12 protein-coding genes are annotated in these 13979 nt (G+C 60.4%); 8 read left to right on the top strand and 4 right to left on the bottom strand.

The window, feature by feature from the left end:
• The 6 genes from EOA23_RS04110 to EOA23_RS04085 form a co-directional block, all read left to right on the top strand.
• On the top strand, positions 1–550 hold a 550-nt coding region (locus EOA23_RS04110), incomplete at its 5' end, for a zinc-binding dehydrogenase (protein WP_145966396.1).
• A complete protein-coding gene (locus tag EOA23_RS04105; protein WP_127302980.1) occupies positions 550–1608 on the top strand; it encodes an SDR family oxidoreductase in 1059 nt (352 codons plus the stop codon). The genes EOA23_RS04110 and EOA23_RS04105, both read left to right, overlap by 1 nt.
• Before the next feature lie 22 nt (positions 1609–1630).
• The gene (locus tag EOA23_RS04100; RefSeq protein ID WP_210212468.1) at positions 1631–2653 is read left to right on the top strand and encodes an ABC transporter permease; all 1023 of its coding nucleotides are present in this window, start codon (positions 1631–1633) and stop codon (positions 2651–2653) included.
• 50 nt (positions 2654–2703) lie between these two features.
• Positions 2704–3717, top strand: a complete 1014-nt coding sequence (locus EOA23_RS04095; RefSeq protein ID WP_210212467.1) for a substrate-binding domain-containing protein — start codon at positions 2704–2706, stop codon at positions 3715–3717.
• Between the two features lie 107 nt (positions 3718–3824).
• On the top strand, positions 3825–6296 hold the full coding sequence (locus EOA23_RS04090) for an ATP-binding cassette domain-containing protein (RefSeq protein ID WP_210212466.1): 2472 nt from the start codon (positions 3825–3827) through the stop codon (positions 6294–6296).
• Between the two features lie 74 nt (positions 6297–6370).
• A complete protein-coding gene (locus EOA23_RS04085; RefSeq protein WP_127302977.1) occupies positions 6371–6898 on the top strand; it encodes a VOC family protein in 528 nt (175 codons plus the stop codon).
• A gap of 130 nt (positions 6899–7028) precedes the next feature.
• Here the strand turns inward: EOA23_RS04085 and EOA23_RS04080 are convergent, their stop codons facing one another.
• Positions 7029–7898, bottom strand: a complete 870-nt coding sequence (locus tag EOA23_RS04080; RefSeq protein ID WP_127302976.1) for an NAD(P)-dependent oxidoreductase — start codon at positions 7896–7898, stop codon at positions 7029–7031.
• Between the two features lie 142 nt (positions 7899–8040).
• On the opposite strand from EOA23_RS04080, the gene EOA23_RS04075 reads away from it, so the two are divergent.
• Positions 8041–8430, top strand: a complete 390-nt coding sequence (locus tag EOA23_RS04075; RefSeq protein WP_127302975.1) for an antibiotic biosynthesis monooxygenase — start codon at positions 8041–8043, stop codon at positions 8428–8430.
• 51 nt (positions 8431–8481) lie between these two features.
• Entirely contained in the window at positions 8482–10185 is a 1704-nt protein-coding gene (locus tag EOA23_RS04070; RefSeq protein ID WP_127302974.1) for an extracellular solute-binding protein, read from the top strand.
• Here the strand turns inward: EOA23_RS04070 and EOA23_RS04065 are convergent.
• From EOA23_RS04065 to EOA23_RS04055, 3 genes are all read right to left on the bottom strand, one after another.
• Positions 10179–11285, bottom strand: coding sequence for a GTP-binding protein (locus EOA23_RS04065; protein WP_189341489.1), 1107 nt, complete (start codon positions 11283–11285; stop codon positions 10179–10181). The genes EOA23_RS04070 and EOA23_RS04065 overlap by 7 nt on opposite strands.
• 63 nt (positions 11286–11348) lie before the next feature.
• A complete protein-coding gene (locus tag EOA23_RS04060; protein WP_127302972.1) occupies positions 11349–12602 on the bottom strand; it encodes a Xaa-Pro peptidase family protein in 1254 nt (417 codons plus the stop codon).
• A gap of 65 nt (positions 12603–12667) precedes the next feature.
• Positions 12668–13978 carry a dihydrolipoamide acetyltransferase family protein gene (locus EOA23_RS04055; RefSeq protein ID WP_127302971.1) on the bottom strand — a complete coding sequence of 437 codons (1311 nt, stop codon included), beginning with the start codon at positions 13976–13978 and terminating at the stop codon, positions 12668–12670.
• Position 13979: the final 1 nt, after the last annotated feature.

The raw sequence follows: 13979 nt of genomic DNA, 5'->3' as shown, positions 1-13979 counted from the left end.
GACCAACGCCAGCGAGACGGTGGTTGTCTCCGGCGGCGGCACGATCGGTCTTGTATCGGCGGCTGCAGCGATTGGGATGGGAGCAAATGTTGTCGTTGTCGATCCGATCCAAACCCGCCGCGACGTCGCGCTGAAGCTCGGCGCAACGGAAGCGATCGACCCGTCCGCTGCAGCCGACCGGATCAAGGACATCACGCAGGGTCGCGGCGCCGACCTGGTGATTGAAGCCGCTGGCCACAGCGCTTCGCTCGCTGCGGCGTTCGAATACGCCGCGCAGGACGGGCGCATGTCGATGGTCGGCATCAATATAGGCCAGAAAATCCCCGCCAATCTCGGACTCATCCAGATGAAGAACCTCACTGTGCGCGGCTGCATCGGCTCGCCCGGTGTCTGGCCAGCCGCAATCCGCTTTCTGGAACGGACCGGCATCGACCTGTCGCCTATCCAGACCCACCACTTCAAGCTTACCGATGCGGTCGAGGCCTTCGACCTCGGCCAAAATCCGCAAGCCTGCATCAAGGTAACGCTCAGCACGGAAGGACTGAACTGATGGCTCGCCATGCATTGATCGCCGGCGTTTCCGGGATCATCGGCCGACATCTGGCAGAGCGCTTGACGGCGGAAGACTGGATAGTGACCGGCATTTCCCGTCACAAGCACGACCTGCCCAGCGGCGTCACGCACGTAGCCGTGGACCTCACCGACGAAGGTGCCGTCAAGCAGGCTCTGGCCAACATCGACCCAACCGACGTCTTCATAACGACCTGGCTGCGCCAGCCCACCGAGGCGGAAAACTGTCGGGTGAATGCCGGCATGGTCCGCAACCTGCTGCAGGCCATGGATGGGAAGCCGTTGCGACACGTCGCGCTGGTGACCGGGCTGAAACACTATATGGGGCCTTTCGAGGCCTATGCGAAGGCCAGGCCCGTAACGCCTTTCCGGGAAGAACAGCCGCGGCTGGCCTACCAGAACTTTTACTACGATCAGGAGGACGAGGTTTTCGCCGCGGCCGAGCGCCAGGGTTTCGGCTGGTCGGTGCATCGCCCTCACACGTTGATTGGATACGCGGTCGGCAACCAGATGAACATGGCGGCCACGCTTGGCGCCTATGCGGCGATCTGCAAGGAAACCGGGCGCCCCTTCGTTTTTCCTGGGTCGCCACAGCAATATGAGGCAGCAGTCGACGTCACCGACGGCCGGATTATCGCCAAGCATCTCCTATGGGCGGCAACCGAGCCCGCGGCACGCAACAACGCTTTCAACATCGTCAATGGCGAGGTTTTCCGCTGGAATTGGCTATGGCCGAAACTGGCCTCGCATCTCGGCGTCGCCACGGCTGAATATCCCGGCCATGCCCAACCCCTCGAAGAGCAGATGGCTGGCATGGAGCCGGTCTGGGATGCGATTGTCGCGAAACATGGACTTCAGCGGAACCCGCTCAACAAGGTGGTGTCCTGGTGGCACAGCGACGCCGACCTCGGCCGCGTCATCGAGAACTTCACCGACATGACCAAGAGCCGCGACATGGGCTTCACGGCCTACCAGAACTCCTTACGGTCCTTCACCGACGCCTTCGACAAGTTCCGCGCGGCCAAAGTGCTGCCCTAGCGCTTGGGAGAGCGCACTGAAAATGAACGCAACCCCGACGATACCAGATGCTCTTCCCCAGCCGATCGTGAGCACAATGACGCTGGCCAGAAGCTTCGTGACAGTCATCATCTCGACGCTCCTGCTGCTCGTTGTGTGCATGATTTTTGCGCCTTCAAGCATTTCCTTGGGCGCCTTTTCGGGAAGCCTGCCGTTCGCGGCAATCATTGCCATTGTCGGGCTCGGTCAGCTGCTGGTGGTTCAACAGGGCGGATTCGATCTGTCGCTGCCGGGCGCAGTGTCGCTGTCTGTTGTCGTTGCAACACATTACCCGCAGCAAAACGACGCCATGCTTTACCAGGCCGTCCTGCTGGCCATGGCATTTGCGCTGGCCGCCGGCTTCCTTAACGGCACACTTGTCAGCTTTTTTCGGCTCAATGCCATCATCGCCACAATCGGCACCAACGCCCTGCTTTACGGCGCCGTCTTCGCCGTCTCCGGCGGGGTCCCTTCGATCACCACAAACCTGCTCGCGGAGATCGCCGGCGGCGAAACACTTGGCCTTCCGAACTCGATCTTCTTCGCGCTCGCCGCGCTGGCCCTCGTATCCTTCGTCCTGAAGAAGACAGTTGTCGGACGAAGGTTCGAGGCAATTGGCGCCAACCCGCTGGCCGGTCGCGCCGCGGGCCTCAACGTGCGCATTCACCGCATGATGGCCTATGTCTATGCGCAGCTTCTCTACTGCATGGCCGGTGTGCTGGTCGCAGGCATCACGCGCGAGCCGACCGCCTTCCAGGGCGACAGTTTGCTGCTGCCGTCCGTTGCGGTGGTCGTGCTAGGGGGCACCTCCCTTCTTGGCGGGCGCGGCTATCCGATATCCACGGTCATATCCGCTTTTTTTCTGAACCAATTGAGCCAATTCGCACTGGCAGTCGGTGTGCCGTTTTCGGCTCAGACCATCATCCAGGCCTTGGCCTTGGGTTTTGGCATAGGTGTTTACTCGATCCGCTGGACGGTAAACGTGAGGAAATCGACTGGGTCAAAAAATGTGGAGGAAAAACAATGAAATATTCAATTCTTGCGAAGAGCTTGGCATTCTCGGCGGCAGCCACATTCATGGCGCTCGCATCCACCAGCATCGCGCGCGCCGAAGTGCCTTCCTGGTGCGGGCCCAAGAAGGCCACGCTCGCGCTGCTCGACGGCTACGGCGGCAACAGCTGGCGTCAGGTGACGACGGCTTCCGGCAAGCAGACCGTCGAACTCTGCCCCAGCATCACGAAGTACGAATACGCTGACGGACAAGGCGATACACAGAAATCCATTTCGGACATCAAGAGCATGGCGGCGAAAGGTGTCGATGCACTCGTCGTGTTCGGTGACGCCGGTCCCGCCGTCCTCCCTGCCATTACCAGCGTCTTCAAGGCCGGCAAGGTAATCGTGCCCTATCGCGTGGATGTGGGTGGCAAAGAAGGCAAGAATTATTCGAAGTTCATCGGCTCGTCCTTCGTCGATGACGGCGAGACCTGGGGCAAGTGGATCAAGAGCATCCTGCCCAAGGGCGGAAACCTGTTGTTCCTTTCCGGCCCTGCGGGCAACAGTCAGGGCCTGGACGAACTGAAAGGGATGAAGAAAGTTCTTGGTCCGGAATATAAATTCGTCAATCCGGAGCCTTTCGCGGTGACCAACTGGGATCCGGCGCTCACCCAAAAGGTGCTTACGGCAGAGATCGCCAAGGACGCCAAGATCGACGTGATTGTCTCCGACTTCGGACCATCGCTGGTCGGCGCGCTGCCTCTGTTCAACAAGCAGAACAAATCGATCCCGGCCCTGGCGACTTCGGACGGCAACTCGCTCGGGTGCTTCTGGCAGGACAACCAGGCGAAGAATCCGGATTTCAAACTGTTCACTGTCGCCACCGGCAACGACAACGTCCGGCTCGCGGTGCAGTGGGCTGTGGCGCTCGCTACCGGCGGCAAGCCGCCGGCTGATCAGATCTTCAAAGCCCCGGCTTTCGAGGATTCGGTGACCGGCAAGCCGAATACCGTGCAATGCCGCAAGGACCTACCGGGAGCCATTTACCTGTCTTCGGAACTCCCAGCTGAAGACCAGGCCAAGGCCGTCGGCAAATAGGCGACAGACATTGGCAAGCGCCCGGAGGGCAACCTCCGGGCAAATGCTAGCAAGGTTGGATCAGCGGTATGGCGGCACTAAGCATAGAGGCGTCCAGGCCTGAGACGGTGACCCACGGCGACGTGACGATCCGCCTGGCAGGCATATACAAGTACTTTTCTGGCGTCCCGGCGCTGCGCGATGTCAGCCTCGAATTCTATACTGGCGAGGTACATGCTATTCTGGGCGAGAACGGCGCGGGCAAATCGACCCTGATGAACATTATTTCGGGCACTCTTGCCCGAAGCGAGGGGGAGATCAGCTTCGAGGGTCGGCCTATCCAACAAATGACGCCAGAAATGGCCGCCTCACTCGGCATTGCCACTTGCTTCCAGCATCCCGCCATAATCGAGGATCTCTCGGTCCTGGAAAATCTGCGGATGGCGCTGCCCGCGTCGCTTTTTTCCGGCTCCCGGCCGCAGGCGGCGGCCCAGAGCATATTGGCGAGCGTTGGCCTGGATTTGCCTCTGCGTATGCGCGCCGAGGGCCTCACCGTCGCCCAGAAGCATCTGCTCGAAATTGCCAAGGCGCTTGCGCTCAAACCGAAGGCACTCATTCTCGACGAGCCCACCGCGTCTCTCGATCAGGAAGCGACGGATATGTTGTTCGATCGCATCCGTGAAGTCGTCAAGGCCGGCACCTCTGTCATCTACATCACACATCGATTGGCTGAGTTGCGCCAGATTGCCCACCGCGTCACCGTCTTGCGAGACGGTCGCATCCGCGGCGCCGCGCGAGTTGACGATATCAGCGACACGGATCTGGTGCGCCTCATCGTCGGACGCACGCTCGAATCCGCATTCCCGCCGAAATCGCACGGTTCTGGCAAGGACACGGCGTTCTCAGCGTCTGGCATGAGCGGGAAGGGTCTTCACGATATAAGTTTCGACGTGCCGCACGGTCAGATTATTGGAGTAGCCGGCGTCGCTGGCAACGGCCAGTCCGAGCTCATGCGCGTGCTGGCGGGCCTCGAGGCGGGCGGTGGCACGATATCCCTGCGTGGCAAGGCGACCACTCAAGCCGACTTGCTTCGCCAGGCGGCCTTCATGCCATCCGACAGACATGTCGAAGGCGTGGCGAGCGGACTGACCGTCAGGGAGAACGCGACTTTCTCGGCGCTGGAGAAATTCGCGGTCGCCGGCATAGTCAGCTCGAAGGAAGAACTCAGCCGGGTCCGGTCTATCTTCGGCGAGCTGGCCGTCAAGACGCCAAGCATGGAAGCGCCTATCCTGTCGCTTTCCGGCGGCAACCAGCAGAAGGTGGTAATGTCGCGCGCGCTGCTGTCAGATCCCGGCATCATCATTGCCGACGAACCGACGCAGGGTGTCGATGTCGGCGCGCGCTTCGAGATCTACCGTATCCTGCGCAGCGTTTCGGAAGCGGGAACCCCGGTCGTTGTCAATTCTTCGGATGCGGTCGAACTGGAAGGTCTCTGCGACAAGGTGGTCGTAATGTCGCGCGGGCGGATCGTCGAAACCTTGACGGGCGACGAAGTGACCGAAGAGCGGATCGTCGCCGCGGCCGTCCGGGCTGAAACGCATGGCGGCGACAGTGTTTCGAATGCGCGCGCATCAAGGCACGGCGCCTTTAGCCACCTTCTGCAGACTGACAATGCTCCGGCTGTGCCGTTGGCTCTCGTCACCATCCTGCTCGGGTTATATGTCTACAGTCAGAATGAGAATTTTCTGTCTGCCTACAACGTCTACAATATCTTCCTCCTGGCAACGGCGCTCGGCTTCATCGCATTGGGGCAGACCATCGCCCTGCTGATGGGCGGCATCGACCTGTCGGTCGGGCCACTCGCCGGCTTCCTGGTGGTCGTGGCTTCCTTTTTCATCAACGACGACAAGTCGACTTTCGTGATGATCGCGGGCTTCGCGCTGATGTTCGCCGGCGCCTTGATCACAGGTGCGGTGAACGGGATTCTGATACGCTACGCGAACTTCACGCCGATCGCGGCGACGCTGGCCATGTACATCGCGATACAAGGCTTCAGTTTTCTGCTGCGCGACAACCCCGATGGCTACATCAGCAGCACGGCCACGGATTGGATCAACTGGCAGTGGGGACCGTTTCCCGTAGCGTTCCTCGTGCTCGTGGCTATCGCCATCGGCGCCGAACAGGTTCTGAGGCGGACCAAAGCCGGATGGCGCCTGAGGGCGGTCGGTTCCGACGAAGACTCCGCTCGAAGGATGGGCACGCGCGTCGACCTCATTTTCATCGGCGGATATATCGCATGCTCGCTTTTGACCGCGCTCGGAGCGATCATGCTGATGACTCAGATTGGTGTCGGCGACCCTCGCCAGGGTGTGAACTACACGCTTTCGAGCATCACGGCAGTGGTTCTCGGAGGAACGAGCCTTACGGGAGGACGCGGGACCTTCATAGGTACTGTGCTGGGCGCTGTTCTGCTCACCGAGGTTCTCAATGCCGCCACCTTTCTCGGCCTGACGCAGACATACCAATATCTGTTCCAGGGCATCCTTATCGTCATCGCTGCCCTGATCTATTCGACGGTGCAGAGACGAGCGACGCGCTGAGGAACGCAAACCGCCGACATGCCCGACGGTGCGATCCTTTCATGCTCGGATCGCGAACGACCAGGAGGACAAACATGGCCGAAAAAGTATTTGGTATGCACCATATCGGCATCACGGTGCCGGACATCGAGGAAGGCATCGCATTCTTCAAGGCCATCTTCGGCGCGATCGAAGTGTTCCGGACAGGCGCCTTTGATGTCGATGAGAGTTTCATGAAGAACAAGCTGGGCGCATCGGCGCACTCGCGCATCCGGGACTTGGTGTTCCTGCGCTGCGGCGAGGGAACAAGCGTAGAGCTCTTCGAGTATGAAGGCGAGGACAAGCGCGTGGCCCCAAGGCGCCCATCCGAGATTGGCGGGATGCACCTTTGCTTCGAAGTTGACGATGTCGTCGCTTCGGCCGAACGGCTTCGCGCGCAGGGGGTAGAAATGTTGGACGGACCCAACCTGGTCGAAGACGGCCCGCTCGCCGGTTTTCACTGGATCTATTTCCGTGCACCCTGGGGCCAAATTCTGGAAATCGCAAGCTTCGAAAAGCTCGGCTACGAGAACACCTCGCCTCACCGTCTCTGGCGTGCGATGCCCAAGAGTGCGCACGCGTAAGCAGGCAGGATGAGCCGAGGATGTCAGGCGTCAAAAATGGCCGTACGTCCAGCCTCTTCCAGTCGGGACATTTGAGTAGTTTGCTGAATAGGCCAGGTTTTGCAGTCGGCGTAAACGTGAATCGCGCCTGCTACATCTTCGGCGCCCCGGACAGACAGAAGAAGTCATCGGCACCGAGCCCGTCGACATAAGCCTGCTCGAAACGTTGCCGGACGATCGCATTCACCGGAATGGAAATGTGATCGGAGCGGGCTACCTCAAGCACGAGATCGAGGTCCTTCATGATCTGGCTCACCGAAAACGCCGCAGGGTACTCGCCCCTGATTAGGCTGTTTTTCTTGTAGCCGAGCAGCGGGGTGGCGATCGCGCTTTGCGTCATCACCTCAAGCATGTCGGATCGTTGCAATCCGCCCGCTTCGCCAACCGCGAGCGCCTCCGCGATTAGGGCGGAGTTGGCAGCAAGGATCGAATTAATCGCCAGCTTCAGATAACGGGCCTGATCGTCTGCCCCCAGATAGAATTGTCTGGCGCAGAAGACGGCCAGGACTGGTTGTACTTCATCGAAGGCGGACTTGGGTCCGGAGGCCATGGCTGTCAGCTGACCCGCGGCCGCATGGGTCGTTGAACCGGACACCGGAACACGCATGTATGCTGCCCCGGTCGACGCCAATTCACGAGCGACTTTGGCCGAAGCCTGCGGCGACACCGTAGAAATGTCGATGAAGATATGGGCCGGCCCGAGTGCGGCAAGAAACCCCTCGGTCAACAGCCCAAGCAGCGCCGCGTCATCGGGAACCGCGGAGAATATGACCTCGCACGCCGCAAGCTCGCTAAGGCTCCCGCAGGTTGGAAACCCTTCCTTCTCTGCCTTAGCCGCGCCGTCTTCATTGCGCGCCAGTACTGTCACCCGCAGTCCGGCAGCCTTCAATCGCCCGCAGATGGGCAGGCCCATCTTCCCAAGACCTATCCATCCCACGGCTTGGGATATTCCCATCGCCATGATCCATCTCCTCCCAGCTTTATCCTCGTGGTAAACCGGAAGCCTGACCAAAAGTCGTGTTTGATTCCCATTTTGAGAATCATTCGCCCGGCGGTAGGCGGCAGCGATCCTAGGATGCCAGTATCAAGGAAGGGAGGCTTTGATGATCGGGGTACTCACGTTCCTTCGGTCTCAGCCGGATCGGCTAGCGCAGACGATCGATGCATTGCAAAACGTTATCGCCCCGAGTCTCGCCAGCCCGGGCTGCTTGGCGATACAACTTCATGCCGACCCCAGGGATGCTTGTCGATTGATGATCTACGAGCAATGGCTGAGCAAGACCGATTTCGATGTTAACGGGGCCCTCCCTCAATCGCAAAGGTTCTGGCAAAACCGAAGCGACTACCTTCAGGAGGACATCGACATCCAGTTCTTCGAGCTGGTTGCGGATGCATCGCGCGAAGGTGCCGCTGACATCGAGCCGCCCGCAGGAAACTCTCAACCCATACCGCGAAAGCAACCCCCAGGGAGGGCCGAGGCAAGCGAGCTTTGATTGCCATCATGTCGACAACAAAATGACAGGCGGTTGGGAGGCCCGGAAGACATGACCGAATACGAGCTTTTGCGGATCATCAGCTTTCTGGAACGGATGCGCAAACCCTATGACCAGCTCCTGCCGGTCGCCGAGCCGGACCAGAACTGGAACATGGTTATCTTCCTCATGCGCAGCTATCTTCGCGGCCAGACGGTAAGCATGTCGTCGCTCGCGCAGTCGGCCGAGGTTCCCTTCGCAAGCGCCATGCGGCGCATCCATCGGCTGATTGAGCTGGGCGAGGTCGAGAAGCAGGAGAAAACGCCCGGATCGAGGACGTTCTATCTGGTTCCCAGCCTCCGGATGATCGAGAATTTCACGGAGTACGCTCGCAGGGTCAAAGCGCTGCTGGCCGAGACGTTTGGACTGAAATCAGGAAACGGAGACGAGGAAGACTACTACTTCGGCGGCTCCTACCTGGCAGGCCAGATCATCCCGCCCCTCGAGATAATGGCGAGCAGCCAGGACGCCGGCGAGGACCTCAAATTCCTGCTTCACGACGATAACTACTTCGCCTCGATGCGGGACATGTGGTCGGACTTCCGGGCGAAACTTTCATCAAGAAAGAACTTCACGCTTGTACCGCTTCCTCTGCTTCAGGAGGAAGTGTTCGAGAACGCGCGCAGGAAACGCAGCAAGTACGATGTGATCGCGGTCAACATGCCGTGGCTCGGTGAGGCGGTCACACGCGATGTCTGTCGGCCCCTGACTGAGTACCTGGAGAAAAGCGAGATCAATCCTCTCGATTTCCACCCCAATATCTGGGCAACCGGGTCGTGGAACAAGATCCAGTATGGCGTGCCGATCTACTGCACGATCGAAACGCTCGCCATCCGAAAGGATCTGTTGGAGGCCTACAAGCTGCAGGCTCCGACCAACTTCGACCGCGTGATAGAAGTGGGCAGGCAGTTGCACCAGCCGCATCGCGGGCTCAATGGCGTGGTCTGGAATGCCGCGCGTGGCATGCCCATCGCCCATTCCTTCATGTTCTTCATGGGCTGCTGCGGCAGTGCCGTCATCAATCTTCCCACCGCGCGCCTCTACATGGACTATTCGCAGCTCTCGGGTGAACAGATGCGGCCTCGCCTTGCCACCGAAGCCGGGCGAAAGACGCTGGATTTCATGCACAGGCTGCTGTCCATCTCGCCGCCGGACATTCTCGATATCGACTGGAATCGGGGACTCGAGTATTTCATGACGGGCCATTCTGCCATGGCCTACACCTGGACCATGCGCGCCGCACGCTTCGAATATGACATTCGCTCGGCTGTGAAGCGCAAGGTCGAATATCTGGCTCACCCGCACGGACCAGGCGGCACGAGCGTCAGCCCTATCGGTGGTTTCCTGCTGATAATCCCCCAATCCCTGCCGCCGGAGCGTGCCAAGCTGGCATTCGAGGCAATCTCCTGGATGGCCTCGCCGGCGGCAATGAAGGAGCATGTGAAGAACGGATTTCCGGTGGCGCCACGTTTCTCTGTCAGCGCGGACCCGGAGGCAGCCGCCTCGACACCGATCGTCCGCTTTGTCGACCGGCTCGCGAAGAAGAACAAACTGCAGAATTGGCAGCGCCCACCTATCCCCGAATATCACCTTGTCGAGGAAATCCTCGGCTGCGAAATCTATGCGGCCCTTACCGGAGAGATTTCCGACCAGGAAGCGCTGGAGCGGGCGCAAGGTCGCATCGACAAGATCATGCGAGAAGCAGGCTACTACTGACGGCCGGGAGACTGCCGCATGGCCCTTGCCTTGTCGCGCGCCTTGAAGGTCCTGGCGCTCAGGCGGTCCAGCAGTTCTATGACCTCGCGAAGACTGTCATGTGGAATGCCCTGGGTGATGAAGACGACGCGGGTGCGCTCATCCTTGTCGGGCCATTTGTCGAGCCAGGTCATGGTATGAAGCAGGTGCTGCGCGCCCTGGATGACCGCCGGGCGGCCCGGCTCCTCCGCAACATTGACCAGACCCTTTACGCGCAGCAGGCTTGGCCCCAGGTTCTGCGAGATGCCGTCAAGCAGAAACTGCAATTCGGCGCGCGATATCGGTTCGTCCCTTAATAGCACAAACGATTGGATGTCCTTGGCCGCAAGATGATGATGAGCGTGATCGTCGTCATGGTCGTGGTCGTGCCCGCAATCGTCTTGTGACACGTGGGCGGCTTCGGTTGCCTGATAGCGGGACAGTGAGAGCCACGGCCGAGGATCGGCGCCTGGATCGGCTGCGTCGAACCCCTTTGTCGTCAAAAGTGCCGCTATATCCGCAGTCTCCCAAGTCATCTGTCCGATCTTGGCAGCCGGATTGAGACGCGCGAGCACGCTGGGCAACTGCTCCTTGATACCCGGCCCGGCAAGATCGAGTTTCGTGATGCGGATCTGATCGGCAAGAGCGACCTGCCGCACCGCTTCGTCGTGATTTTGGCGCGTCTCTGCCCAGTTGACCGCATCCACCAGGGTAACGATGCTCGCGACGCGGTAAAGGCCGTCGAGCGTCGGCTCCGACAGGAAGGCCTGCACCACCGGACCGGGCTCCGCCAGCCCAGAGGTCTCGATGACCACATTGTCGAAAGGCGGCATGCGTCCCGCCATGCGTGCCTGGTAGAGTTCATTGAGTGTCGACACGAGGTCGCCGCGCACGGTGCAGCAGAGACATCCGTTTTCGAGCACCACAACGGCGTCGCTGGAATTGGCGACCAGCGAATGGTCGAGGCTGACCTCGCCGAACTCGTTGACCACGACAACCGTGTTGTGCAATTCCGGGGCCTTCAGAGCGGCATTGATCATTGTCGTCTTGCCGCTGCCGAGAAAGCCGGTGACAAGCGTCACCGGCAACCGCGCTTGGGTCCGGCCTCCGGCGCCTCGCATCTCAGGACCTCAACTTCGAGAGCATCAAAACACCTCGCAGCCCGGCAGGCCGCATGAGATCAGCCGGTCCGAGGGGAAATTGGTAATGATCTCGCAGCCGTCCCTGGTGACGACCACCTCTTCTTCAATGCGAGCGGCACCCGAGCCGTCCTCGGCACCCTTCCAGGTTTCGAGAGCAAAGACCATGCCTTCCTGCAGCGCCGTGTTCTGGCCGCGGAAGCGCTTGGAAAAGATTGGCCTTTCCCATAGCGACAAGCCCACGCCGTGGCCGTATTGCAGCAGGAATGCCTCTTCCTCATCGCGGTAGCCGAACTCGTGCGCGTCGGGCCAGACGGCGGCAACTTCATCGGGCGTGATGCCCGGCTTGATCAAGTCGATCGAGGCGCTGATCCATTTCGAAGCGGTCTCGTACGCATCGATCTGATGCTTGTTCGGCTCACCGCAGATGAAGGTGCGGTAGTAGCAGGTGCGATAGCCGTTGAAGGAATGCATGATGTCGAGGAAGATCATGTCGCCGGGCTGGATCATCCGATCCGAGAAGGTATGGGAATGCGGCCGCCCGCGTCGGCCCGAGACCGAGTTGACGCATTCGACGCGCTCCGACCCCATCCGGAACAGACGGTCATTGGCGATGGCGACGAGTTCATTTTCCTTGGTACCTGGCCGGATTGCGCGTGCGATGTCGACGTAGGTGGCATCCACCATGGCGGCAGCCATCTTCAATAGTTCTATCTCGTCACCGGTTTTGATCTCGCGCGCGTCAAGAAGCGCCTGCTGGCCGTCGACGATCTCGATGCCCTCGGCCTCGAGCGCGCGGATCATGCCAATTTCCATAATGTCGATGCCAAGCGGTTCCTTCTCGATGCCGTAATGCACCAGTGCCTTCTTGATCTGGCGGGCGAAGTCGCGCGCGACATTCATGCCCGGTGGAATAGCGCCCTGCATGGTGGTGATCGGGGCCGCGACGTTGTCGGCGATCCACGGCGACGAGATCCGTTTTGCCGGAGGTGCTGGATCCCAAAGGAAAGGGGAACCTTCAGCGGGGCACAGCGCGTAGCGGAAAAACTTGTCCCTGGCCCACTCGCCAATATGCGTCGCGGTGACATAGCGGATGTTGTCAAAATGGAAGCAGAGCACCCCGCCGAGCCCGGCGAACTTGATCGCTTCCTGCGCCCGCCTCAGGCGCTCTTTGGAAAGCCGATGATAGTCAATGCCCTGCTCCCAGTCCTTTGCCTGGGCGCCATAGGCGGCGGTGGAATGTGGACTGTTATACTTCAAGGCGATTTCCTCCGATTGTGCTTGCAAAGGGCGAGCGCGAACGGGTCACCGAATGCCGCGCCGCGTCAGCCGAATTCCTGGTCCCAATTTCGTGTTTCGAGCACCGACTTCAGTCGGGACAGAAAGGCCGCGGAATATGCGCCGTCGAAGGCACGATGGTCGAAACTCTGTCCAACCATTCCAAGCATTCGGGGAGCGATGAAGTCTCCCGCCGACGTCGAAACCACTGCGGGGCGCAGCCGGATCGCGTCGCTCGACAGGATGGCGACCTGCGGCGCGTTGATGATCGGCGCTGTGAACTGGGTACCGAACGCACCGTTGTTGGTGATCGAGTAAGTGCCGCCGGCCATATCGTCGGCGCCGAGTTTGCCGGCACGCGCCTTCTCCACCAGCCTGCCAAGGCGCCTGGCGATGCCAGGAACCGTCAGTTCGTCCGCATTGTGTAGCACCGGTACAACGAGGCCCTTATGGGAGAGATCGACGGCAATACCGATGTTGATGTCCGCGCAGCGAATGAGGCGAGTGCCGTCTGTTCGGGCGTTTATGTCGGGGTATTCGCGCAGTACGACGGAAATAGCCTTGGTAATGAAGGGCAAGAACGTCAAGGAGAGGCCATGCTCTGCCTTGAAGGCATCCTTTTGCAGCTTGCGCACGGTATCGATGCCGGTGAAATCCACCTCCAACGCCTGAAACACGTGCGGGATCGTCCGCCAGTTTTCGGCCAGACGGTCCGCTGTCTTCTGCCTTACGCTCGAGTAAGCCACGACCTGGTCCCGCGGGCCGACGAGGAGGCTTACCGGCACCGGAGGCACAGGGGCAGCGGGCGCGGGGTGCGGCAACACTGGCTGGGTCGCCCCTCGTGCGGCAGCATAAGCCTGCACATCCTTCATCGCGATGCGATCGACACCCTTGGTCCTGCGGTCGGCCAACAAGCCTTTCAGGTCGATGCCCTGCTCGGCAATCAGTCGGCGCGCTAAAGGGGTAACGCGCACGCCATCCTGCAGCGCCTTGCCGAAGAGGCCTCGCGATGTGCGAACCTCTTCGAAGGCAATGAGTGACGGTGCGGCCTTGGCTACCTCCCTGGCTTTGTCGCCGATCGGCTTCTCAGCCTCGGGAGTTGCGAGAGGCTCGCTGGCCGACGCGCCGCCCAAGATGGCGACAACCGCACCCACAGGTGCCGTTGCGCCATCGCCGACACGGATTTCCGTGATCGTGCCCGCCTCAATGGCCTCGACATCGATCGTCACCTTGTCAGTCTCGACCTCGAAGAGGCGCTCGCCGGCTGTGACGGTGTCGCCCACTTTCTTGAACCAGCTAACGATCCTGCCTTCGGCAACGGTCTCGCCGAGTTGTGGCATGACGACATTGGCGCCCATC

It is taken from the genome of Mesorhizobium sp. M2A.F.Ca.ET.042.01.1.1 (assembly GCF_003997405.1).
GTDB lineage: Bacteria > Pseudomonadota > Alphaproteobacteria > Rhizobiales > Rhizobiaceae > Mesorhizobium.
Note: the sequence above shows the minus strand (reverse complement) of the source record. Positions and strands in the feature narration are given on the sequence as shown.

Excerpts from the sequence above, each read along its gene's own strand:
- EOA23_RS04080 (WP_127302976.1), bottom strand. The coding sequence starts at position 7,898 with ATGGCGATGGGAATATCCCAAGCCGTGGGATGGATAGGTCTTGGGAAG.
- EOA23_RS04085 (WP_127302977.1), top strand. The coding sequence starts at position 6,371 with ATGGCCGAAAAAGTATTTGGTATGCACCATATCGGCATCACGGTGCCG.
- EOA23_RS04070 (WP_127302974.1), top strand. The coding sequence starts at position 8,482 with ATGACCGAATACGAGCTTTTGCGGATCATCAGCTTTCTGGAACGGATG.
- EOA23_RS04095 (WP_210212467.1), top strand. The coding sequence starts at position 2,704 with ATGGCGCTCGCATCCACCAGCATCGCGCGCGCCGAAGTGCCTTCCTGG.
- EOA23_RS04105 (WP_127302980.1), top strand. The coding sequence starts at position 550 with ATGGCTCGCCATGCATTGATCGCCGGCGTTTCCGGGATCATCGGCCGA.
- EOA23_RS04075 (WP_127302975.1), top strand. The coding sequence starts at position 8,041 with ATGATCGGGGTACTCACGTTCCTTCGGTCTCAGCCGGATCGGCTAGCG.
- EOA23_RS04055 (WP_127302971.1), bottom strand. The coding sequence starts at position 13,978 with ATGGGCGCCAATGTCGTCATGCCACAACTCGGCGAGACCGTTGCCGAA.
- EOA23_RS04100 (WP_210212468.1), top strand. The coding sequence starts at position 1,631 with ATGAACGCAACCCCGACGATACCAGATGCTCTTCCCCAGCCGATCGTG.